Annotated in this window: 21 protein-coding genes and 1 pseudogene; 15 read left to right on the forward strand and 7 right to left on the reverse strand. The window is 41.6% G+C overall.

What is annotated here, in order from left to right; all coding sequences use genetic code 11:
- The first annotated feature begins 7 nt into the window (after positions 1 to 7).
- Genes trpC through trpA form a run of 4 tightly spaced genes read left to right on the forward strand, consistent with a single transcriptional unit; the run spans position 8 to position 3,377 of the window.
- Positions 8 to 799 (forward strand): indole-3-glycerol phosphate synthase TrpC, encoded by a 792-nt coding sequence (trpC, locus tag LRC_RS04320; RefSeq protein ID WP_014073295.1) that lies wholly within the window; start codon positions 8 to 10, stop codon positions 797 to 799.
- Positions 796 to 1,428, forward strand: coding sequence for a phosphoribosylanthranilate isomerase (locus LRC_RS04325; RefSeq protein WP_014073296.1), 633 nt, complete (start codon positions 796 to 798; stop codon positions 1,426 to 1,428). Before trpC ends, LRC_RS04325 begins: the two co-directional genes overlap by 4 nt.
- Entirely contained in the window at positions 1,415 to 2,605 is a 1,191-nt protein-coding gene (gene trpB / locus LRC_RS04330; protein ID WP_041819945.1) for a tryptophan synthase subunit beta, read from the forward strand. The genes LRC_RS04325 and trpB overlap by 14 nt, the downstream gene beginning before the upstream one ends.
- Positions 2,598 to 3,377 (forward strand): tryptophan synthase subunit alpha, encoded by a 780-nt coding sequence (gene trpA, locus LRC_RS04335; protein ID WP_014073298.1) that lies wholly within the window; start codon positions 2,598 to 2,600, stop codon positions 3,375 to 3,377. Before trpB ends, trpA begins: the two co-directional genes overlap by 8 nt.
- A 534-nt stretch (positions 3,378 to 3,911) precedes the next feature.
- On the opposite strand, the gene LRC_RS04340 is transcribed toward trpA, so the two are convergent.
- The 3 genes and pseudogenes from LRC_RS04340 to LRC_RS04350 form a co-directional block, all read right to left on the reverse strand.
- The gene (locus tag LRC_RS04340; protein ID WP_014073299.1) at positions 3,912 to 4,574 is read right to left on the reverse strand and encodes a phosphatase PAP2 family protein; all 663 of its coding nucleotides are present in this window, start codon (positions 4,572 to 4,574) and stop codon (positions 3,912 to 3,914) included.
- A pseudogene (locus tag LRC_RS04345) lies at positions 4,558 to 5,328 on the reverse strand (phosphatidylserine decarboxylase). Before LRC_RS04345 ends, LRC_RS04340 begins: the two are co-directional and overlap by 17 nt.
- A gap of 52 nt (positions 5,329 to 5,380) precedes the next feature.
- Complete coding sequence (locus LRC_RS04350; protein ID WP_014073300.1) at positions 5,381 to 5,980, reverse strand: CDP-alcohol phosphatidyltransferase family protein; 600 nt, start codon at positions 5,978 to 5,980, stop codon at positions 5,381 to 5,383.
- 232 nt (positions 5,981 to 6,212) lie between these two features.
- Here LRC_RS04350 and LRC_RS04355 point away from each other — a divergent pair, with 232 nt between their 5' ends.
- Positions 6,213 to 7,616 carry a PucR family transcriptional regulator ligand-binding domain-containing protein gene (locus LRC_RS04355; RefSeq protein ID WP_014073301.1) on the forward strand — a complete coding sequence of 468 codons (1,404 nt, stop codon included), beginning with the start codon at positions 6,213 to 6,215 and terminating at the stop codon, positions 7,614 to 7,616.
- Positions 7,617 to 7,748: 132 nt separating this feature from the next.
- On the opposite strand, the gene LRC_RS04360 is transcribed toward LRC_RS04355, so the two are convergent.
- Positions 7,749 to 8,906, reverse strand: a complete 1,158-nt coding sequence (locus tag LRC_RS04360; protein WP_476737625.1) for an IS256 family transposase — start codon at positions 8,904 to 8,906, stop codon at positions 7,749 to 7,751.
- Between the two features lie 202 nt (positions 8,907 to 9,108).
- Here LRC_RS04360 and LRC_RS10540 point away from each other — a divergent pair, with 202 nt between their 5' ends.
- Both LRC_RS10540 and LRC_RS04365 read left to right on the forward strand, forming a co-directional pair.
- Positions 9,109 to 9,303, forward strand: a complete 195-nt coding sequence (locus tag LRC_RS10540; RefSeq protein WP_014073303.1) for a PucR family transcriptional regulator — start codon at positions 9,109 to 9,111, stop codon at positions 9,301 to 9,303.
- A gap of 225 nt (positions 9,304 to 9,528) precedes the next feature.
- Positions 9,529 to 10,833, forward strand: coding sequence for a hypothetical protein (locus tag LRC_RS04365; protein WP_241531316.1), 1,305 nt, complete (start codon positions 9,529 to 9,531; stop codon positions 10,831 to 10,833).
- Positions 10,834 to 10,899: 66 nt separating this feature from the next.
- Here LRC_RS04365 and LRC_RS04370 read toward each other — a convergent pair whose 3' ends face one another.
- Together LRC_RS04370 and LRC_RS04375 are read right to left on the reverse strand one after the other, a co-directional pair.
- A complete protein-coding gene (locus LRC_RS04370; protein WP_338034093.1) occupies positions 10,900 to 11,814 on the reverse strand; it encodes an IS3 family transposase in 915 nt (304 codons plus the stop codon).
- Complete coding sequence (locus tag LRC_RS04375) at positions 11,751 to 12,464, reverse strand: helix-turn-helix domain-containing protein (protein ID WP_041819947.1); 714 nt, start codon at positions 12,462 to 12,464, stop codon at positions 11,751 to 11,753. The genes LRC_RS04370 and LRC_RS04375 overlap by 64 nt, the downstream gene beginning before the upstream one ends.
- Before the next feature lie 380 nt (positions 12,465 to 12,844).
- Between LRC_RS04375 and dnaG the strand changes: the two genes are divergently transcribed.
- Together dnaG and rpoD are read left to right on the forward strand one after the other, a co-directional pair.
- Entirely contained in the window at positions 12,845 to 14,683 is a 1,839-nt protein-coding gene (gene dnaG / locus LRC_RS04380; protein WP_014073308.1) for a DNA primase, read from the forward strand.
- A 53-nt stretch (positions 14,684 to 14,736) separates the two neighbouring features.
- The gene (gene rpoD, locus LRC_RS04385) at positions 14,737 to 15,858 is read left to right on the forward strand and encodes an RNA polymerase sigma factor RpoD (RefSeq protein ID WP_014073309.1); all 1,122 of its coding nucleotides are present in this window, start codon (positions 14,737 to 14,739) and stop codon (positions 15,856 to 15,858) included.
- 9 nt (positions 15,859 to 15,867) lie between these two features.
- Here rpoD and LRC_RS11565 read toward each other — a convergent pair whose 3' ends face one another.
- On the reverse strand, positions 15,868 to 16,050 hold the full coding sequence (locus LRC_RS11565) for a hypothetical protein (RefSeq protein ID WP_155400508.1): 183 nt from the start codon (positions 16,048 to 16,050) through the stop codon (positions 15,868 to 15,870).
- Positions 16,051 to 16,110: 60 nt separating this feature from the next.
- Between LRC_RS11565 and LRC_RS11910 the strand changes: the two genes are divergently transcribed.
- From LRC_RS11910 to pfkA, 6 genes are all read left to right on the forward strand, one after another.
- On the forward strand, positions 16,111 to 16,239 hold the full coding sequence (locus LRC_RS11910) for a hypothetical protein (RefSeq protein ID WP_004563507.1): 129 nt from the start codon (positions 16,111 to 16,113) through the stop codon (positions 16,237 to 16,239).
- A gap of 400 nt (positions 16,240 to 16,639) precedes the next feature.
- Positions 16,640 to 17,365 carry a GntR family transcriptional regulator gene (locus LRC_RS04390; protein WP_014073310.1) on the forward strand — a complete coding sequence of 242 codons (726 nt, stop codon included), beginning with the start codon at positions 16,640 to 16,642 and terminating at the stop codon, positions 17,363 to 17,365.
- 659 nt (positions 17,366 to 18,024) lie between these two features.
- Positions 18,025 to 19,011, forward strand: a complete 987-nt coding sequence (locus LRC_RS04395) for a D-2-hydroxyacid dehydrogenase (RefSeq protein ID WP_014073312.1) — start codon at positions 18,025 to 18,027, stop codon at positions 19,009 to 19,011.
- Between the two features lie 311 nt (positions 19,012 to 19,322).
- Positions 19,323 to 20,117 (forward strand): 30S ribosomal protein S2, encoded by a 795-nt coding sequence (gene rpsB, locus LRC_RS04400; protein WP_014073313.1) that lies wholly within the window; start codon positions 19,323 to 19,325, stop codon positions 20,115 to 20,117.
- 96 nt (positions 20,118 to 20,213) lie between these two features.
- Complete coding sequence (tsf, locus tag LRC_RS04405) at positions 20,214 to 21,089, forward strand: translation elongation factor Ts (protein ID WP_014073314.1); 876 nt, start codon at positions 20,214 to 20,216, stop codon at positions 21,087 to 21,089.
- A 350-nt stretch (positions 21,090 to 21,439) separates the two neighbouring features.
- Positions 21,440 to 22,402, forward strand: coding sequence for a 6-phosphofructokinase (gene pfkA, locus LRC_RS04410; protein ID WP_014073315.1), 963 nt, complete (start codon positions 21,440 to 21,442; stop codon positions 22,400 to 22,402).
- Positions 22,403 to 22,445 lie beyond the last annotated feature (43 nt).

The following is a 22,445-nucleotide window of genomic DNA, read 5'->3' on the forward strand; positions in this document are numbered from 1 at the left end:
ATGATGAATGACAGAAGATATTTTAAAGATCTTGGCTGATTCGACCAAAGAGCGGATCGAATTTCAAAAAAGGCAAATAAGTCTTAAAGAAATGAAACATAAGGCACAACATGCAAAAAGCCGGAGTTCATTTTTAAAAACATTGAATGAACAGAAAATGTCATGCATCTGCGAAGTCAAAAAAGCTTCTCCTTCAAAAGGATTGATTGCAAGGGATTTTCCGTATTTGAAAATTGCCAAAGAATATGAAGAAGCAGGTGCAAGCGCAATTTCCGTTTTGACTGAGCCAAAATATTTTTTGGGAAACGATAAATTTCTTGCCGAAATTTCTGAAGAAGTCAGGGTGCCAGTTTTGAGAAAGGATTTCACGATTGACGAATACATGATTTATCAAGCAAAGGTTTTGGGGGCTTCAGCAGTTCTTTTGATCGTCAGTCTGCTTGATGAAGCAGAGTTGAAAAGTTATCGTCAACTTTCTGAAAGTTTGGGGATGGATGCTTTGGTCGAAACACATTCCAAAGCTGAAATCGATGTTGCATTAAAATCAGGAGCAAAAATTATTGGGGTCAACAATCGCAACTTGAAAAATTTTGACGTTGATCAGGCAAAAAGCACCGTATTGAGAAAGTTTGTACCTGCAGAGGTTATTTTTGTTTCAGAAAGCGGAATTAAAACGTCGGCAGATGTCAAGAAATTGAAAGATTATAACGTGGATGCCGTGCTTATCGGTGAAACGATGATGAAAAGCCGTGATAAAAAAGCCTCTTTGAAAGAATTAGGATTCGAGGCGAAAATATGAGCAAGTTGAAAATTTGCGGTCTGAAAACGAAAGAAGACGTTGAAATAATCAATGAAACGCAGCCCGATTATTGCGGATTTATTGTTGATTATCCAAAAAGCAGACGAAGTTTGGAACCAAACGAAGCTTGTCGATTGGCCGCAAATGTTTTGGAAACCGTCAAGAAGGTCGCCGTTTTTGTTGACGAACCCATGGAAAAGGTCATTAAAACGATGGCAAGCTTTGATATGGCACAACTTCACGGGAAAGAATCAGAAAGCTATATCGAAGAACTTAAAAGGAAAACATCAAAGCCGGTTATTAAAGCAGTTATTCCGAAAGATGCCACTGACGTTGAGTATTTTTTCAAAACGAAAGCAGACTATTTGCTGTTTGATGCCGGAAAAGGAGAGGGGAGAGCATTTGACTGGGAAATTTTGAAAAATGTGCGGTCATCGCGCAAGTATTTTTTGGCCGGAGGACTCAACGAAGAAAATATCGGGTCTGCGCTTGATACGTTAGATCCTTATGCCATAGATATCAGCAGCGGTGTTGAAAGCGATGGCAAAAAAGACTATGCAAAAATCAAACGAATCACTGAATTTTTAAGAAACAATCAAGAAAGAGGGAACAATGATGACGGATTCTAAAGGGAGATTTGGAACACACGGCGGTCAGTATATTTCAGAAACGCTTATGAACGCCGTTGATGAACTTGAGAAGGCTTATAATTACTACAAAGAAGATGAAGGATTCAAGCGCGAATTAGATGATTTGCTGAAAAAATACGCGGGTCGACCGTCTTTGCTTTATTATGCCAAAAATATGACAAAAGATCTCGGAGGCGCCAAAGTCTATCTTAAACGCGAGGACCTCAATCATACTGGTGCCCACAAAATAAACAATGTTCTTGGACAATGCCTGTTGGCGAAAAAGATGGGCAAAAAACGAGTCATTGCCGAAACCGGTGCCGGTCAGCACGGCGTTGCCACAGCAACGGTTGCTGCATTGATGGGAATGGAATGCGAGATTTTCATGGGTGAAGTCGATTGCAAAAGACAGGCATTAAACGTTTATCGCATGAAGCTTCTGGGAGCAAAAGTTCATTCCGTTTCAACGGGAACCGGAACACTGAAAGATGCCGTTTCTGAAACGATGCGCGAATGGACCAGAAGAATCGACGACACGCATTACGTTCTCGGATCTGCCATGGGGCCGCATCCTTTTCCAACAATCGTGCGTGATTTTCAGGCCGTCATTTCAAAAGAAGCAAGAGAACAAATTTTGGCAGAAGAAGGGCGTTTGCCGGATGCGGTGATTGCCTGCGTTGGCGGAGGATCAAATGCAATCGGAAGTTTTTATAACTTTATCAATGACAAAAACGTTGAACTGATCGGATGCGAAGCGGCAGGAAAAGGAGCAGATACTTTTGAAACTGCAGCAACGATTGCGACGGGGCGCTTGGGCATTTTTCACGGGATGAAGTCTTATTTTTGTCAGGACAAATATGGACAAATTGCACCGGTCTATTCTATTTCAGCCGGATTGGATTATCCTGGCGTTGGTCCGGAGCACGCATTTTTACACGATGAAAAGCGCGCAAAATACGTTCCGATCACGGATGATGAAGCAGTAGACGCATTTGAGTACTTGTCAAGAACTGAAGGAATCATTCCGGCAATCGAAAGTGCTCATGCTGTTGCTTATGCCAAAAAGATCGTTCCGAAAATGAGCAAGGATCAAATCGTAATCGTCACATTGTCAGGAAGAGGCGACAAAGATGTTGCAGCGATTGCAAGATACAAGGGGGAAAATCTGTATGATTGACAGAATTAAAGAAGCATTTGAGAACGGCAAGGCATTCATTCCTTTCATAACAAGCGGTGATCCGAGTCTTGAAACAACGGAGCAGCTTGTTTATGCGATGGATGATGCTGGGGCAGATATCATTGAACTGGGCGTCCCTTTTTCTGATCCAACGGCTGAAGGTCCTGTCATTCAGGCAGCAAATTTACGTGCGCTTTCAGCGGGTACGACAACGGACAAGATTTTTTCAATGATTGCAAAAATCCGGCAAAAGACCCAGATTCCGCTGATTTTGATGACTTATGCAAATGTTGTCTATTCCTATGATACGGAACTTTTTTTGAAAAAGGCTGCAAGCGTCGGAGTTGACGGATTAATCCTGGCAGACGTTCCTTATGAAGAAAAAGAAGAGTTTTCCGATGTGTGTGACGAATACGGAATATGTTTGATTTCAATGGTTGCACCGACTTCAAAAGAACGAATCAAGATGATTGCAAAGGATGCCAAAGGTTTTGTTTATTGCGTTTCATCGCTTGGCGTCACCGGAACCAGAAAAGAGATCAAAACTGATGTTTCAAGCATGGTCAAACTTGTCAAGGAAGCAAATGATATTCCGTGTGCCATCGGTTTTGGAATCAGCATGCCTGAAACTGCCCACGAAATGGCTTTGCAAAGCGATGGCGCGATTGTTGGCTCGGCAATCGTTAAAATTTGTGAAAAGTATGGTGCTGAGTCAGTTCCGTATGTTGCAGAATATGTTAAGCAAATGAAAGAGGCTATTTCAAAGTTGTAAGAATACGGTACAAAAAGGGGTCTATACTAAATGGTGTTGATGATGATTTTTCAACACCATTTTTTGTATTCACAAAATATCTTCGCAATGCTATAAAATGAAACTATACAAATGCAGCTGAATCTATCATTCCCACCTTCGTTTCCGTCTAACGTTGCGTGACATCCACCGTTGATTCGCAAAGCTCGAACGCGCTGCGACCTAACTGGGTTTCACCTCGCAGCCCGTTCCGCTCAGGTACTCTCACTTGGCAGGCTCGCCTGCTGGCGTTCGAGCAGGCCTGGTGCTTGCGGGCTAAGCGCTCGGTTCCACACCTTGTCTCTGTCGCGCGCTCCACGACTTTGTGTGGATCAACGACAGGAATTCATACATGAATCCACGCCAGCGGAAACGCAGGCGGTGTTGATACGTAACTGTACCAATTTGAAAAAACACAGGAGAAACCGACGGGAACAAAAAAACTCCACTCCATTTCTGAAGTGAAGTTTTCGAGGCCATCAACACCATTTGACAAAGACCCTTTGTCGTATGTTTTCAAATTACCGGAAGTTTAGTCAAGACAGGAAATTTATCTGCCAATGCATAGCAAATTTCTGCAAGCAGGACACCCGAAAAGACGTCAATCAGAATATGCTGTTTGGTTGTCAAAGTTGAGATGCAGATGGCAATTGCAATGGCAAATGACGCTTCCTTCCACCAAGAAGGGACTTTTGGCGAATTTCTTACACCGATAAAGCACATCCAACTGACGAAACAGTGAATTGAAGGCAACAAGTTGTCTGCCGCATCGGTCCCGTACAACCAATTCATCATTTGGGAAAAGACGTCATTACCGACAATTTCAGGTCTGACGTTCGTAGTCGGCAAGAAGACGTAAAATAGAAGACAGACCGTTTTGCCAATTACATCAGCACTTGTGAAGCGCAGGGCCTTCTCCCTATTGTCTCGACAGCTTAAGATGTAGTTGATGATCCAAAAAAGGTAACAACCTAAGTAAATCACGATGGTCCATGGAATTAAAGGAATTTTTTCATCTAATGACGTCGTAAAATCATAGTGATAAAGATTTGATGAAAAGATGCGGTTTCCAAAGTAAACACACATATTCCATGCAACGACAATCAAGAGCGGAAGAGCAGCATATCTAGGAATGATGCCTAAAATGGTTGTCTTTTCTTTTTCATTGGTTGATTGCACTAGCGATCCACTCTCCTTGACGAACTTTAATTTCATGCTTAAAAGCAGCTTCCAGATTATCGATCAGTTCGATCCTGTTTTTTTCGATCAAAAGCGTGATTGTTGATCCATGAAGCTCAAATCGTCCCATTTCTTCACCTTTGATAAAATGGCCGTTTGGATGATTGTTAGAGAAACCTCCGACTAAAAGGGCACCGATTTCAGTTTGGACGATCGGTCCGAAATTCTTTGTTTCAAGCAGGTTCCAAAGGCGCCTGTTCAAGGCAAATACCGGATGGTTTTCCAAGGCAATCGGCTGAACGCTGTGAAGTTATCCTTCAATATAGTGGCTGTCATGCTGGTAGCAATCATCAATATAGCAATAGCGATGATAATCACGGGCCTCAAGCCTGAAAACAAGACAAATTCCGTTCTTGAAACGTTTAGCCAGTTCGGAATCGTTTAACAGATCAGATACGCGGTAACGAGACCCTTTGATTGCAAATGAAGAATCGTCAGATAAGCGATACGCTGATAAAAAGCCATCACACGGCGAGATAAGATGCTTGTCTGAAAAATCTGTTTTAGAGTATTTCCTCAGTTTTTGACGGCTGAAAAATTCAGCATATGAATGATATGAATAATTTCCGTACTCGGTCATGTCGATTTTGTTTTCAGAAATAAACCAAGGAATAAGGTGTTTGGACGATTCTGATTTGGCATATTTTTCAGCCGCCTTCAAAACGCCGGACTTCATGATTCCCTTTAGAATCATGCGTCCGGCAACGGTCTGATATAAAAAAGTTATGAAAGAATTATTGGGATTATTATTCACTATGATCTTCCTGTTCGTTATTTTTTTGATGACCGATTGAAAAATTCAGTTTGGGAACCTTGATTGGTGCTATAAAAGCAAACGCGAGTACCAACAACGTAATCGTGCCGGGAATCAGCATAGAGCTTCCGCTGATGTTGGCCAATGCCAGAACAATCGGCAAAATAAATGCCGAAACCGTTACGGGCATGCCCGTATAGAATTCGCGACATTTGCTGGCAGAATCCTGCCGTTTTTCCTCGTCAACATTGAACCATGCCAAGCGGATGATTGCAGCTAAGACGTAAAAGCCTGCAACAGTCAACGTAACGTGATTTCTGAAACCACCGATATGATACATGATTGTTGCAGGCAAAACGCCGAAACATACCGTATCAGCCAAAGAATCAAGCTGAATGCCAAAACGCTTTTCGTGTTGAGTACGTTCCTTAGTTTGAGCAATCTTGCCGTCAAAAGTGTCACAAATCCCTGAAAGCAGTAAGCACACGCAAGCAGCGACGATTTTATTGTCAATTACGTAAGAAATCCCCCCGAATGAAATCAACATGCTGATGTAGGTCAAAATCACGGCATAATTATAATATCCTATCATAAGTATTCAAAACGGCATGCAAAAATACATGCCCCCCCTTTCTACAACACTTGCGAGTTTAAATTCATTAAAACAAATAAAGTCCACTTAATACAAAACACCATGTTATCATTGTACACCATTGAATGACCTTTTTCAGCCTACTTTTCATAAGAAATTATAAAGAATGTTCAAAAATCTTAAAAGCCATTAAGCTTTGAAAAAAAGCAGGATTAGAGTTAAAATGTCGAATATGTACAATGCTAAGCTAGGGGTTGATTGCTTGGGAGTAAAGCTTGAAGAGCTGATGAAGCTTCCGTCTTTGCAAGGTGCAACTGTTGTTGCCGGAAAAAGGGCGCTTGAAAGAGAAGTAATGTCGTTGTCATTTTTAGAAGCATGCGATATGAGTCAAGTGAGAAGGAACATTTTGAATCCGGATGAGTATTTTTTGGGCGAGTTGGACATCACTTCGTTGTATACCATAAAAGACGATCCGGAAAAGCAGTGCGAATTAATCAAGGGAATGCATGATTTGGGCGCTGTCGGCATCATTGTTTATTACGTGGGCGTTTTCGTTCCTCGTTTAGATGATTCTTTTCTTCAAACGGCAAATGAGATTAATTTTGCAATTATTCAAATGCCTGTGAATAATACGAATATTCGTTTCAATGAAGCCGTTACCGAAATATCTCAAATGCTTTTTGAATATCGAAACTCTGAATTTGAACCGCTTATCATGCGGAAACTTTCAGAAGTTCCGAAATGGTCGCAAACGATTGAAACGGCACTTAAAATGTTGGCTGATGCCTTAAATTCAAACGTTGTCATCACGAACGGGAGAAACGAAATAGAGTATAGCGCAAGGTGGCCAAGAAATTCTGAATTGAATCTGGCTGAATCAATCAACGGAACTGAAAAAATATGTGGAGGATCAATTTTTTCAGTTGAACTCGGAGAAAAAAATAACAACGAATGGGCTGAAGATCGATATGATTTGTGGCTTGTAAAGGAACGTGGACAGTTGACCGACAATCAACTGCAGCAGGCAAAGGACGTCGTGGAAAACGTGCTTGATATTTGGGGAACAAGCAGTCTGAACGTTACATACTATTCATTAATCTGGGGGATTCTGAATAATGAGTCGGATCGTTCGCAAAGAGTTGCGAGCAGATTTGGAATTGACATTAAAAAAATTAACGTGATGTGGATCGTTTCGATTAATTCCATCGGTGTTTTCAAGGAAGTCATCGACAATCTTGACGAATACTTAAAAGAATGTTACGAAGAAGTTGTCATTGATCACATTGACGATCATATCGTGGTCATGTGCGGAGGATATAAGAGAGACAAGGCTGAAAACAATGTCTTCAACGAATGGTTGGATGGTGATTTTGTCAAGAAGCAAATCGAGACGGTCGTTTATTGTCCGAATATGAATGAGTTGGCTGATTTTGGGCGGTCGTATCGGTTAGTAATAATGCATCGGTTGGCGTTGAGAAAAGTTTTTCCTAATTTGCGTTTCTTTTCACTTATCAAGTGTGAATATGTTGTTAAAATCGCAAGAGGTTTAGAGGATAATTCCGATACGTATTCAGATTTGCTTGGATTTTTGAAGCCGGTCAAGGAAAATGAAAGTCAAGTCCTAATTTGTGTGTAAAATATTTTTTCCCAGGCACCAGTTGTGCAGGGGATGCGAATGCATCCATGTCTGTCCACTATCACTCTTGAAGGAGCTGTCAAGGGTGCGCCATCTGCGCACCCTTGACAGCTTCGGAAAGAGTGATACACCTTACGCAGCTCTTAGTTTTTGTTGTTCCTCTGCCAATTTTTTGAGTTCAGCAACTGTCTCGGACTTGATCATTTTTGCGTAGGTTACCGGACTGAATATGGCTTTCTTGGAGATCACGACATCGTTTCTTTCCAACAGAACGGAACCCATCAGCCGCATCAGCGAGTTTTTATTTGGGAAGATTCCAATGACGGAAGAACGTCGCTTCAGCTCTTTGTTTAGTCGTTCTATATGGTTCGATGTTCTGAAATATCTCCGCAAATTCTTAGGAAGCGCCATGACGGTCATGGAACTTTCAAAGCCTTCATCGAGGCATGACATGGCAGCTTCAGCAACGTCTCTGTAATCAGCGATGATTTCGTCCCGCTTTTTCCGTGCGTCTTCTATAGTTTCGCAGTTCCACATTTCCTGAAGTTCGGCTCTGATGCCTGCCTGATATTTTTTTGGTGATTTTCCCGAAATGTTTCTGGCAAAATGAAACTGGCACCTTTGCCATGGAACATCAGGAAATACCTTACTGACGGCATCCTGAATACCTTCATGAGCATCAGAAGTGATCATCAAAAGTCCTTGGAGACCACGTTTTTTCAGTTTTTGGAGAAAGGAATTCCAAGTTTCTTTGGATTCGTTGTCATATACTTCAAATCCGAGTATTTCACGGTGTCCTTCCTGATTTGTACCGTAAGCGATCATAAACGCTTTGGAAACAATTCTGTGTTTTTCCCTGACCTTGAAGTAGGTTGCATCCACTATTAGAAACGGGTAGTCTCCGGTCAAGGGTCTGTCCTTGAACTCATTGACCTTTTCAATCAGATCCTTGCATACTTCTGAAACTGAGGACTTAGAAAATGTCGTTCCGCACAAAGTTTCCATGATATTCGACACTTTACGCGTCGCTACTCCGCTGACGACCATCTCCGCCATACTGGCGATCAAGGCAGCTTCGCTTCGGGAATAGTTCTCGAAAACAAGAGTCTTAAAGGGAACATTGCGATGTCTCGGCACGGTTAAGGTGATTTTGCCTATCCGTGTCTTGAGCTCGCGTTCTCGAGTGCCGTTGCGGCTGTCCGTGCGTTCTTCTGACCGTTCGTAAGGCTCAGCCTTGAGTTGAGCAGTGGATTCCGCCATCAAAATACTATTGAGACTTTTACGCAGCAGTTAGCGAAATGCCTGATCGTGATCCTTTGAAAGAAGTTGTAGAATTTCCTCTTGATTTAAGGTAATATTTAATTGAGCCATTTGTTTGTCCTCCTAGTATTATTTTGTTAGGTGATTTAATTATACCTGGGAGACGAGCACTTGGCTCTCTTTTTTTTATCAATTTACACCATTATACGGGCATAACCAAAATGAAGAATTGATGCACACGCTTTGCACCTATTTGTTGGATGCTCAGCGAGATTTGCAAAAGACAAGCGAATTGTTATTCGTTCATCGAAATACAGTAAGGTATCGCTTAAAACGGATCAGTGAAATTTTAGGATGCAATCTTTTGAGTTATGATGAGTGTTTTGCTTGCTATTTAGCATGTATTGCATATCGTTTGATAAATTGATGAAAAGGCAAGCTTTCCCGCTTGCTTTTTTTAGTTTGTAAAGTTCATATATTTTTCTATTCTATGTATACAAAAAAAGCCTATTTTTATTTTAAACTTAAATAAAATAATATATTACGATTAGAAGGAAACGGGTGAATCAGCATGTTGGACCTTGAATATAAGCAATCACTTCAAATAATTTCTATGCTGACGGAGGCCGGACGAGATAAGGAAGCATTAAAAATGGCACGGGAAACGTTCGGAAAGTTTAAAGTGATTGACAGCGAGTTGATTTTTTTGTTGTACAAATTGAATCTGAGACAAGGCGATACAAGAGAAGCAAGTGTTCATTTGATGTATTTGGCATTTTTCGTCAGCGAAGAGTGCCAAGAAGGATTTAAGCGAAAACAAAACAAGATTTTTAAACAATCGGAAGATTTGTTGGCCTCATTGGGATATTTGATGATGTTGGATGACATCAACCATGTTTCGTCGGCTAAGTTGTATATGACCAGCGAAACTAAGGCTGATTTTGATTTGTTTGTTAAAAGCCAATTTGACAAGGGTTTGGAAAAAAAAATATGCGCAGTCAGTCTGGCACGTTTTCGGAGCGAAGATTTTCGTGACGAAGCGATAAGTCTTGGAGCAAGACGAGTCTATGACTTGTTGGCAATGATAAATGACGGGTATGAAAATCAGATGAAGCTGAGATTTATGCGCGAAATTTTCAGTAAAATGCCTTTAGAAGAATTTCATCGTAAAATCAATGCGTTGAATAAAATCGGAGAGCGTTACGATTTATATGCGACTGAGACGGGAATCAAGCAAAAGGCCGCGTTTTTTGTCGAAAATTCCGAAAGAACTTTAATGGATGAACCAACAGCCGAAGAATATGCATTGCTTAAGAAGGTTGAAAACGAATTTAATGCGATTGCCTATTCTCGTTATGATGATGCCATAAAATATGCAACTCAATTGCTGAAAAAACATGCTTTTATTGAGGCATACCGATTGCGTGCTCAAGCATATGAAGCCAGAGACGAATTTAAACTTGCATTTGACGATTATTGTGTCGAAATGCTGCTTAGAGCATTTAGATATCAAAAATTAAGAACCGGGGACGATGTCAAGCTTTTGGATTTTTGTCAAAAAGTTGCAATCAATGTCGCTTTTGAGTACATTATCGCTTACAATCATTACGCATGGACGGTCAACATGAGCAAAGCGTTTGCGTATGCGGTCAAAGTGTCAAAAGCCAGCGTTTCCGGAAAAGCTCTTTTGATGCGCGAATACCCGAATGAAGCTTCTTCAGATGAGTTGGAAGAATGCGAAAAAATGCTTAAGGACAAGGAATTCATGGGGAATATTCAGCAGTTGGGAATTGATTTGATTGAAAGATACTTAATACCGCGTTTTTCAAGGTCAAATTACGGAAAGCTCCCGGATAATGTTAAAGATGAGCTGGCAATGACGATCAGCGACGTTGAATATTGGGAAGCATTTCAAGCATTGGAAAAAATGCCGGGGATTCTTGGAAAAAACAACTAATACTTTTGCTGCTCGGCTGTTTGTACTATGTCCTGTCAAGTATACAGTTCAAATATAAAATTTTAACTAACAAGATACGGCTTGATTGCGGAACTGTTCTGCGGTCAGGCCGTTTTTTGACGCATAGGCACGTTTCCTGTTGAAATAGTCTATTGCTCCCTGAACTAATGTTTCAAGCTCTTCAAGGTTGGCAGGCCGCGGATGATGATCCATCCAGATGTGCTTGAAATCGTTCCACCAGCGTTCCATAGGTGAATTCTCCCATGGATGCCCGGGATGAGACATACTGTGAACACATTTATTCTCTGTCAGATAATTATTGAAATCCATTGAACAGTATGCTGCTCCGCGGTCCGTATGAACCATCGGATGGGCGTCCGGCTCATATTCAAACGCCCGCTTAAAGGTGTCGATTACAGCCGACGATGTCTCTGTTTCCGAAATGTTGTAACTTAATGCATAACGGCCGTATAAGTCCAGAACAACATGCACTCTTGCCTTGTGACCGGAGTTGCCGTACTTGATTTCAGTAGTGTCAGTAACCCAGACTTCATTTTTTCCTTTCCTGTCGAACTGTCCCTTCAACAGGTTGTCATTGATGTATTCTTCGTGTCTCTTGATACGGTTGCGTTTCTTTCTTCTCACGTTGGATGTGATTCCGTTGCTTCTCATACAGTTGGTGACGCGCTTGATGCCGGCCTTGAAGTACAGCCTGTTTTCCGAGGCAAGCTGCGTGGTCATTCCCAGATATCCCAGAGTACCCTTGTGTTCCTTCTCCAGATCCATAATTGCTGAAAGAAGGTCTGACTGTTCCTGTTGCTTATTACTTGTTCCACGCTTGAGCCACTTATAGTATGCATCTCTGGTTATACCGACTGTTCTGCACAGTTCACTGATTGACCAGCCGTATTCCTCGTTCAGTTCCCTGATAGTCTTCTGCCTAATCCCTTTTTCGCCTCCCTGTTGCTTATTTCGACGAATTTTTTTGCGAAGGCTATCTCCATTTCCTGCTGATGAAGTCTGGCCTCGAGAAGTTTGTTTTCCCTCTTCAACCGGTCCATTTCAGTGAGTTCTGATTCCGGTTTGGCCTTTCCCCTGCGGTCACGCAGCGATTCCGGATTGTTGCCGCTTCCGGTGTACTTCCGATACCATCCGTAGACCTGATTATAGCTGACATTGTAATGTTCAGCCGCCCAGTTGTAGTCAACATCGTGTCTTATCAGCTGTTCAATGATCTCCAGCCGTTCGTCAAAAGTTGTCTTTCTGCCCTTCATTCCTGAATCTCGCTTTCCGGATCTGTGATCCTCTAAGATAGATTCATTATACCTCATAATCCATTGACTTAGCTGGGTACGGCCTCTCAGCCCGTGGCTGATGGCGAACTCTTCAAGCTTCTCATCTGACTTCTGATATTCTTCAACCAGTGATGCCTTGGATTCTCTGGAATATGTGTTATTTGAATGTGTGGGTTCCAGGCCCTGAATACCCTGATACTTATAGATGAGCTTCCAGGTTCTGATGGTATGGTCTGATATGGAATACAGCCTTGATGTTCTGGTGATTCCCAATGTTTCTGCTTCATGAATGATCATCAGCTTAAAATCAGCAGAATATTTCGATTTTCTTCCCATATGAAAATGCCCTCCAAGCATACAGCAAATTTTCTTTTTTACCTGTATACTTAAAGGACATTATAACCGACTGTTTTTGTTCGGTATTTTTCAATTTTGATACATTTAAAGTTGCTCTTTTTGATAAATGCAGTGCTGCTCAACTAATCTCGTCAAGATCTCAGTCAAAATTGCCGATGCGTTTTTTTGGATTATTTTCATCAAAGTTCAGGCAATTTCGTCAACAATCAGCAAATGTCTTTTGAACGAGAGTCTGGTCTGAGGTCTGATTGACAAATTTCAGAAAATGTTATACAATAGCCAATGATTATGCGAAACAGGTCGTACACTTATGTGTGCGACCTTTCTACGCCTCGTGGTTAATGACGGGAGGGGATTTTTTGGCTGGCGGAATACCCGAAAAAACGATTGATATGGTCAGAAGCAATGCAGATATTCTGGATGTTGTCGGCAACTTCGTTCAAATGCGGCATGCTGGCAAAAACTGGGTGGGTCTTTGTCCTTTCCATGCTGAAAAGACGCCGTCGTTTTCAATCAATGAGCAAAAACAGTTTTTTTACTGTTTTTCGTGCGGACGCGGCGGAAATGTTTTTAAGTTTATCATGGAACTTGAAGACTTGAATTTCATAGAGGCTGTTTATCGAGTTGCTGAACTTGAAAATATCGAAATAGATCCTCGCTATTCTTCGGAAAATCAAGCCCGATTTCAAAAGGAATTTGAATCTTCAGAAATTGGGCAACTGAAAAATTTGTATAAAACTGCAGCTGATGTATATCATTATATGCTGACGACCGCTGAAATCGGCGAGCAAGCATTGGATTATTTGCATCAACGCGGTCTTACGGATGATTTGATTGAAGAATTCGGTTTGGGGTTTGCACCCTCGCAAGATTTTTTAAAGACTTATTTTGAAACGCATGGTATTGGTGATTACCAGCTTTTCAGGAAATCAGGCCTGTTTACTGAACACGGAGACGGAAGTTTGGTTGATCGTTTTCATTCGAGGGTAATGTTTCCGATTAGAAATGCATCAGGCCAGACGATAGCTTTTTCCGGTCGGCTTCTGACCAAAGACGACAAGTCGCCAAAGTATTTAAACTCCCCAGAAACATTATTGTTCGAAAAGAGCAAAGTTTTATTCAACTTTGACAAAGCCAAAAGCGTAATCAGACGTGATGGCGAGGTCTATTTGTTCGAAGGGTTCATGGATGTTTTGGCTGCGTATCGTTCCGGAGTCAAGAACGGCATAGCTTCAATGGGAACCAGCCTGACTGATGATCAGATTTATCAAGTAGAACAAATAACAAAGAAGGTTCTTGTCTGCTATGATGGTGATCAGCCGGGACAGGCGGCAACCAAAAGGGCCCTTGATCTTTTTGAAGATTCGTCGAAAATCGAGTGTGAAGTTGTTAATTTGCCTGAAAAACTGGATCCAGACGAATACGTCAGAAAACACGGCACGGAATCGTTTAAAAAAATAGTTCATGACGACCGCGAAACCGTTCTTGAATTTTATATGCGCTACTTCAAGGAAGGAAAAAACCTTGGAACGGAAAGCGGACAGCTTGCATACATTACGGATGTTTTGGGAGAAACCGCAAAAGTCAGCGATTCTTTGCAGATACAATTGACTCTTGGGCGTTTGGCTAAGGAATTCGGAATTGACAAAATGAGTCTTGAAAGTCAGTTGCGAGTTTTAAAACAGCAGCTGGGCACTAGAAACGTGCGGTCAGAAAGCAGTTTAAAGAAAACAAGCGTTGATTCAAACGTTGTCAAGGAAAAGGAATTTTCCAGAATTGAAAAAGCAGAACGCCTGTTGCTTCATCGAATTCTGAATGATTATAGCGTTTATTCCAAGGTGAGCTCGATTGAAGATTTTCAATTCGTTCATGTTGATTATCAAGCACTGTATTTATTGATTGAAGGATATTACAGCGAGCATTCCGAATATGACGATGCCAAATTTCTTGATTATGTTGAAGATTCAAAATTGCAAAACGTCTTGATTTCGATTGAGATGGAAGACTACGGAGACTATGATGAACAAGAGGTAGACGATTGCTTGAAAGTGCTGAAACATGATGCGCCGTTGGAAGAACAGATTACACGAATCAGCACTCAGTTGGATCAGGCCAAAAGGCAAAATGATGTCAATAAAATAACGGAATTAACCATTAAATATATTAAAATGATGCAGGAAAAGCAGGCTGATGCTTAGCTGAACTGCGTGTCAATTATTGCAGCTTCAATTATTAAAGGGAGGGCCTAACATTGGCAGAAGAGAAGAAAAACAACCAGTTGGATGACGTTGTGTACAAGAAGGCGTTGCGTGAAGTCGTCCAGGAATTCAAGCAGGCTGGCGAGGTGAGGTACAGCGAACTGACGAAGCGTGTTTCACCACTGGATTTGACGTCCGAACAAATTAATGATTTGATTGCAGACGTTGAGAAGAAAGGAATCTCCGTTGTCGATGAAAATGGCGATCCTACGGCAGAAAGCTTGAATCAGGCTAAGGAAGAGGAAAAAGAACTTTCAAAAAGCGACGTTTCCGCACCTTCCGGGGTTAAAATCAACGATCCTGTCAGAATGTATCTGAAGGAGATCGGGCGCGTCAATCTTTTGACGGCTGAAGAAGAAAAACAACTTGCTTTGAGAATTGAAGAAGGTGACGAAGAAGCAAAGCAGCGTCTCGCAGAAGCAAACCTTCGTCTCGTAGTTTCCATCGCCAAAAGATACGTTGGGCGCGGAATGTCTTTTCTTGATTTGATTCAAGAGGGGAATATGGGGTTGATGAAGGCGGTTGAAAAATTTGATTACCGTAAAGGATTCAAATTTTCAACATACGCCACATGGTGGATCAGGCAGGCGATTACGCGTGCCATTGCGGATCAGGCACGTACCATTCGGATTCCGGTTCACATGGTTGAAACAATCAATAAGTTGATCAGAATTCAGCGCCAAATGCTTCAAGACCTTGGTCGCGAACCGATTCCTGAGGAAATCGGCGCAGAAATGAATCTTCCGACTGAAAAGGTTCGTGAAATTTTGAAAATCGCCCAAGAACCTGTTTCGCTTGAAACGCCGATCGGTGAAGAAGATGATTCGCATCTTGGCGATTTCATTGAAGATCATGCAGCCACTAGTCCGGCAGACCATGCCGCATACGAGTTGCTTAAAGAGCAAATTGAAAGCGTGCTTGATACGTTGACCGATCGGGAAGAAAACGTTTTGCGTCTCCGCTTTGGGCTTGACGATGGCCGTACGCGCACGCTTGAAGAAGTCGGAAAGGTCTTTGGAGTCACGCGTGAACGAATTCGTCAGATTGAGGCAAAAGCACTGAGAAAACTTCGTCATCCTTCTCGTTCGAAGCAGCTTAAGGATTTTTTGGAATAAAACATCATTTTATTTATGTCTAGCCGGAAGAGGCTGGGCAAAAGTCTTTTTTCTCTCTTGAATTAAACGAAAAGCCAAACGAAGACGGTCGATTTGCGACTGGCTTTGTTCGGCTTTTTTAATTTCTAATGAAAAAACTACTTTTTTCAAGCAGCAGTATTGCTCAACCAATCTATCCAAGATTTCACTCAAAGTTACGGACAAATCCTACATTTTACTCAATGTGTCCGTAAACGGCAGTAATTTTGCCAAATGCAGCGCCTGCTAAATCAGCGTGCTACGCTCTCAGTCAAATTTACCGCCAAACTATTTTTGGTTATTTCCATCATGGAAGGCAATTATCATGCATACGCAAAAAAACCGGATCAGATTTGCGATTGATTGCAAATCATCCGTTTTTTCAATTTGAGACATAGTTTTTTTCTCAGCGTCCGGATAGTAATACTGTGTTATGATGATCGCAGATAGCAAATAGCTCAGCAATTGCATTGTTGAGAACCAAGGCAGGCATCGGTGGTGGTTGACAAAGGCGTTTTTGGCTTTCTAGTCATCAATGCCTTTTTTTGCACTAGATGTATGTTGAATTTTTTTTAGATGAATATCAGATTCGAACAGAAACTGAAATACATAAGGCGGTTTCATTAGTACAAAAGTATTGATATGCATTTATGTTTTTTTAGTAGAATAAGAAATAATTTAACCTAATTATTGATTTTGTCATAGAAAAATATATAATATGAATGTATGCAGATATGAATTAATAAGATGGGGTGGTTGAGTTATGGCTACTAAATATCAAGAAGTTGCTGATATTGTTCGCAAAAGAATTGAAAACGGGACGTATAAGGCCGGAGAATTGATTCCTGACCAAACGACTTTGGCAGCAGAGTTCAAGGTAAATCGGCTGACCGTTAAGAAGGCACTTGACGGTTTGGCCTCAGAAGGCTTGATTTACAAGCAATCAGGCCTTGGAACCTACGTTCGCGGGAAGATTCCGTTCGTTGATCACGAAAGAGACGTGACGGTCGATGATTTCAGAGGAGCATATCAAGAATTTGGTCCTGATCGCATCAAGTCCGATGTTTTGTTATTTGACGTTCAGCTTCCGGATGAAAAAATTCAAAAAAATCTTAACATCAAACGCATCGACCCGGTTTATGAAGTCAAGCGCATCCGCATAATTGATGGCGAACCGACCGTTTTGGAACATACGTACATGCCTGTAAATCTTGTTCCTGAACTTTCAAAAGAAGTTTGCGAAAAGTCTATCTATACTTATATTCATGATGAACTTGGCCTCAAATTTGGAAATGCCTTCAGAAAATTTTCTGCATTGGGTGCTGATGATGAAGATGTCAAGGAGCTTAATGTAGAAAAAGGTTCTCCGATTCTTGAGGTTGAGCAGGTTGTTTGGTTGACGAACGGCAAATCGATTGAATATTCAACGAGTCACGTCCCTGGGGACAAGCGCAGCTATACCGTTATGAACATTAATAATTTTAATTAGGTCTAGCCGGAAGAGGCTGGGAAAGAGTCTCTTTTCTCTCTTGAATTAAACGAAAAGCCAAGCGAAGGCGGTCGATTTGCGGCTGACTTTGTCCGGCTTTTTTAATTCCAAATGAATAAAAACTACTTTTTCAAGCAGCAGTACTGCTCAACCAATCTATCCAAGATTTCACTCAAATCTACGGACAAAGAGCTGTTTTTGCCCATTTTGTCCGTAATCGCCATTTTTCGAGCAAGCCATTTACGGACAGAAGACCCATTTTATAAACATAACAGTGGACACCGTAATTTTGTCAAATGCAGCGCCTGATGAATCAGCGCGCCAAACTATTTTTGGTTATTTCCATCATGGAAGGTAATCGTCCTTTATACGAAAAAAAGGATTAGATTTGCGATTGATTGCAAATATAATCCGTTTTTTGCATATTACTGAATCGAATTCATTTTTTTAAAGGGGGATGAGAACTGTATTTTCAAGCGGCATCACAAAATAAATAAAAAATAAATTAAATTTCGTGCAAATAAGATTTATTTACGTGTTTCCATGATAAAATTAGGTTCGATGAAGGTTATGGGTTATGGATGTATAATTTTTATTTATAATACGATAACCGGAACCTGTACTGTATAATAGATAATTTATTTCTTTTGGAGGAAATCATGAAGTTTGTTGCTTTTAACGTTCGGGAAGACGAACGCCGATATTTTGAAGAATGGTCAAAGGAAAATGGAATTGAAGTTTCTTTGAAGAAAGAAGAGATTACTCCGGACAATGTGTCTGAAACCGTTGGTTACGATGCGGTCATCGGATTGCAGACCGGTCTTTACCCTGATAATCTGTTTAAAGAATTATCAGATGCAAACATCAAGGTATTTTCCGTGCGAAACGTTGGCGTTGACAACATTAATCTCGATGACGCAAAGCAAAACGGCATTGCCGTGACAAATGTTCCGGCATATTCGCCAAGCGCCATTGCCGAATTTTCCGTTACGCAGCTTTTGCAGCTTTTGCGTAACCAGAATCTGTTCCGCAAAAGAATGGCCAAGCAAGATTATCGTTGGGCACCGTTCGTCGGAAAGGAACTTGGCAAAATGACAGTTGGCGTAATGGGAACGGGCCGAATCGGTCGTGCGGCAATTCAAATTTACAAGGGATTCGGTGCCAAGGTCATTGCTTATGATCCGTTCCATAATCCGGAACTTGAAAAAGAAGGCATTTACGTCGAAAAAGAAGATTTGTTGAAAAAAGCCGACGTGATCACGCTGCATATGCCGGCAACGGATGATGACTACCATTTCATAAACGAAAAGACGATTTCGATGATGAAGGACGGTGCCTACATCGTAAATACGGCACGAGGTTCATTGATTGATACGTCAGCCCTTGTCGAAGCGCTCAGATCCGGCAAGCTTGCCGGTGCGGCCCTTGATACGTATGAAAATGAAGCAAGCATTTTCAATCATGATCTTGAAGGCCAAGAAATTGAAGACGAAACTTTTAAGGAATTAATCAAGCTCGACAACGTTGTTGTTTCACCGCATATTGCATTCTATACGAACGTTGCCGTTGAAAACATGGTCAAGATTTCGCTTAATTCAGCTAAAGAAGTCATTGAAACGGGGACTTCAAGTACTTTAGTCAAATAATTTTCGTGGTTGGGAACATGCCTTAAAATGAAAAACTGGCTTAGATTTGCAGCTAATTGCAAATCTAAGCCGGTTTTTGTATATGCGGGAAATCGCTTTCTGTGATGGCGATGAAGGTGAGACTGTCCGTTAAATTTTTTGTCGGACAATATTTTTTGTTGCATTTGACGCAATTATAAAGTATAATGTAGCAAGTGCTGTGGAACAGTACAATTCACACTCCATGCGATGGCAAAAAGGGTGCTCATTTGAGTCTTCAGCCGTTGAACATGGGGGAGGATAATTAAAACTATTTTTGGAGGTTAATTGTTATGGCTGTTATTTCCATGAAACAATTACTTGAAGCAGGTGTCCACTTCGGTCACCAAACACGTCGCTGGAATCCTAAGATGAAGCAATTCATCTTTACGGAACGCAATGGCATCTACATCATCGACTTGCAAAAGACGGTTAAGTTGATTGATGAAGCATATGATTTTGTAAAGGATGCTGCATCTAATGATGGCGTTGTTCTTTTTGTCGGCACAAAGAAGCAGGCACAAGACGCCGTTGAAGAAGAAGCAAAGCGTTGTGGTCAATACTACGTAAACCATCGCTGGTTGGGCGGTACTTTAACAAACTGGAATACGATTCAAACACGTATCAAGCGTTTGAAGGAAATCAAGGCAATGGAAGAAGACGGCACGTTTGAACGTCTTCCAAAGAAGGAAGTTGCCTTGCTCGTTAAGCAACGCGATCGCCTTCAAAAGTTCTTGGGCGGTATTGAAGACATGCCACGTATCCCTGACGTTCTCTTCATCGTTGACCCTCGCAAGGAACGCATTGCCGTTAAAGAAGCACAAAAGCTTAATATTCCTATCGTTGCTATGGTTGATACGAATGCAGATCCAGATGAAATCGACGTTAAGATTCCTTCTAACGACGATGCAATCCGTGCGGTTCGCTTGATTACGGCTAAGATGGCAGATGCCGTTATCGAAGGTCGTCAAGGCGAAGACGAAGCTCCTGTTGAAGAAGCTTTCAAAGCTGAAGACGAAAGCGTTGATTCAATCGAAGACATCGTTGAAGCAGTCGAAGGCGACAACGACAACACAGATGCTGAATAGTTAATAACTTAGGCTGTCTCGAATCTGGGCATTTAGGCCTCAAGTTCGAGGCGGCTTTTTTGATAAAAATCATTTTTTAAGGAGGCCATTTCAACTATGGCAAAAATTACTGCTGCACAAGTAAAAGAATTGCGCGACAAGACAGGCGTCGGCATGATGGACGCTAAGAAGGCTTTGGTTGCCGTTGAAGGCGACATGGACAAGGCTATCGATTTCTTGCGTGAAAAAGGTATCGCAAAGGCTGCTAAGAAGAGCGACCGCGTTGCTGCTGAAGGTTTGGCTGACGTTGAAGTTGTCGGCAACACGGCTGCAATCGTTGAAATTAATGCTGAAACGGACTTTGTCGCACAAAACCAACAATTCAAGGATCTTGTAAAGAGCATTGCAACTGCAATTGCCAAAAACAAACCGGCTGATTTGGAAGCTGCACTTGCAATCAAGTCCGAAAAAGGAACGATCAATGATGAAATCATTGAAGCAACGCAAGTTATCGGTGAAAAGATCACACTTCGTCGTTTCCAAGTCGTTGAAAAATCCGATAGCGAAAACTTTGGCGTTTACCTTCACATGGGCGGTCGCATCGCTGTTTTGACAGTCGTTGACGGTGCAGACGAAACGGTTGCCAAGGACGTTGCAATGCACATTGCTGCAAGCAACCCTAAGTATGTCAACCGTGACCAGGTTCCTGCTGAAGAAGTTGAACATGAAAAGGCTGTCCTTACTGAAGAAGCCAAAAACGAAGGCAAGCCTGAAAAGATTATTGAAAAGATGGTTGAAGGTCGCTTAGGCAAGTTCTTTGCTGAAATCGTCTTGGATGAACAAGATTTCGTCAAAGATCCAGATCAAACGGTTGCCAAGTACGTTGCTTCAAAAAATGGCGCAAACAAGTCATTCACTCGCTACGAAGTCGGCGAAGGCATCGAAAAGAAAGCTGACAACTTTGTTGAAGAAGTTATGAGTCAAGTTAAATAATTTTTTAAGAGGTCAGGGGTTCTGGCCTCTTTTTTGAATGCTATTCGTATTGTTAAGTATTTTAGATGCTTATTTAAGTTTTTTGTCAAATATGCTTTTTTCAAACATGTTCGATGCGTAAAAGTCATAAGCGTTTACGCAAACTTTACATTAGTTTTTACATATGTAAAATTAGATCATTCTTTGAATTGACGGTAATTCAAAATATTTTGATTTGAAAAAATGATATGGAAAAAACATATATCAACTTTTTATGAAATTCGCTTAAATAACAAGACAAAAACTTAAAAAAGTGATAACATTGTTTTTGGAGAATGTAGTGCTACAGAATTTTTACTTGAGGTGAAGAAATGAAACGCATTGGTATTTTGACAAGTGGCGGCGACTCATCCGGTATGAACGCTGCCGTGCGTGCAATTGCCCGTTCTGCGATGAACGCAGGACTTGAAGCATATGGTATCAATTATGGTTATAAAGGCCTTGTTGAAGGGAATATCTTTAAGATGGAGTCTCATCAGCTTGACGGCATTATCGACCGTGGTGGTACGATCCTTTATTCTGCACGTTTCCCAGAATTTGCAGAACAGGAAACGCAATTGAAAGGTATCGAACAACTTAAGAAGTTCGGTATCGATGCATTGGTTGTTATTGGCGGCGATGGCTCTTATCATGGTGCTTTGAAACTGACGAAACTCGGTTTCAACTCAATCGGTGTCCCAGGTACGATTGATAATGATATTCCAGGAACTGATTTCACGATCGGTTTTGATACTGCCGTTAACGTAGCCACGGAAGCACTTGATCGTATCAACGACACGGCAACGTCTCATCAACGCGTGTTTGTTGTCGAAGTTATGGGTCGTGGCGCCGGTGACATTGCTCTTTGGTCCGGAATCGCAGCCGGTGCAGATGCAATCGTCATCCCAGAACGTGACTATGATATTAAGGCTATTGCTGACAAATTGACGGCTAACCGTGAACATGGCAAGGATCATGGCTTGGTTGTCGTTGCTGAAGGCGTAATGTCAGCACAAGACTTCAAGGAAAAGCTTGATCAATACGGTGAGTTTGACAGTCGTGCCATCACATTGGGACACGTACAACGCGGCGGTGTTCCTACACCGAAAGATCGCGTATTGGCCAGCCGTTTCGGTGACTATGCCGTACGTTTGCTTCTTGAAGGCAAGGGCGGCCTTGCTATCGGTATTCATGACAACCAGCTTGTTGCTACTGATATTATCGACACACTTGAAAACCATAAGCATCAGACAGACGTGTCATTGGCAGATCTCAATGATCGCTTGAGCTTCTAATTCACGTTAGTTTTAATAAAGAAGACTTAAAGTCATTTTTAAT

This window comes from Ligilactobacillus ruminis ATCC 27782, assembly GCF_000224985.1.
GTDB lineage: Bacteria > Bacillota > Bacilli > Lactobacillales > Lactobacillaceae > Ligilactobacillus > Ligilactobacillus ruminis.

Coding starts and splice junctions, on each gene's coding strand:
- tsf (WP_014073314.1), top strand. CDS start 20,214: ATGGCAAAAATTACTGCTGCACAAGTAAAAGAATTGCGCGACAAGACA.
- LRC_RS04375 (WP_041819947.1), bottom strand. CDS start 12,464: ATGGGAAGAAAATCGAAATATTCTGCTGATTTTAAGCTGATGATCATT.
- trpC (WP_014073295.1), top strand. CDS start 8: ATGACAGAAGATATTTTAAAGATCTTGGCTGATTCGACCAAAGAGCGG.
- trpA (WP_014073298.1), top strand. CDS start 2,598: ATGATTGACAGAATTAAAGAAGCATTTGAGAACGGCAAGGCATTCATT.
- LRC_RS04395 (WP_014073312.1), top strand. CDS start 18,025: ATGAAGTTTGTTGCTTTTAACGTTCGGGAAGACGAACGCCGATATTTT.
- rpsB (WP_014073313.1), top strand. CDS start 19,323: ATGGCTGTTATTTCCATGAAACAATTACTTGAAGCAGGTGTCCACTTC.
- LRC_RS10540 (WP_014073303.1), top strand. CDS start 9,109: ATGCACACGCTTTGCACCTATTTGTTGGATGCTCAGCGAGATTTGCAA.
- LRC_RS04355 (WP_014073301.1), top strand. CDS start 6,213: ATGTACAATGCTAAGCTAGGGGTTGATTGCTTGGGAGTAAAGCTTGAA.
- LRC_RS11910 (WP_004563507.1), top strand. CDS start 16,111: ATGCAGCGCCTGCTAAATCAGCGTGCTACGCTCTCAGTCAAATTTACC.
- trpB (WP_041819945.1), top strand. CDS start 1,415: ATGACGGATTCTAAAGGGAGATTTGGAACACACGGCGGTCAGTATATT.
- LRC_RS04325 (WP_014073296.1), top strand. CDS start 796: ATGAGCAAGTTGAAAATTTGCGGTCTGAAAACGAAAGAAGACGTTGAA.
- pfkA (WP_014073315.1), top strand. CDS start 21,440: ATGAAACGCATTGGTATTTTGACAAGTGGCGGCGACTCATCCGGTATG.
- LRC_RS04350 (WP_014073300.1), bottom strand. CDS start 5,980: ATGATAGGATATTATAATTATGCCGTGATTTTGACCTACATCAGCATG.
- LRC_RS04390 (WP_014073310.1), top strand. CDS start 16,640: ATGGCTACTAAATATCAAGAAGTTGCTGATATTGTTCGCAAAAGAATT.
- LRC_RS04365 (WP_241531316.1), top strand. CDS start 9,529: ATGGCACGGGAAACGTTCGGAAAGTTTAAAGTGATTGACAGCGAGTTG.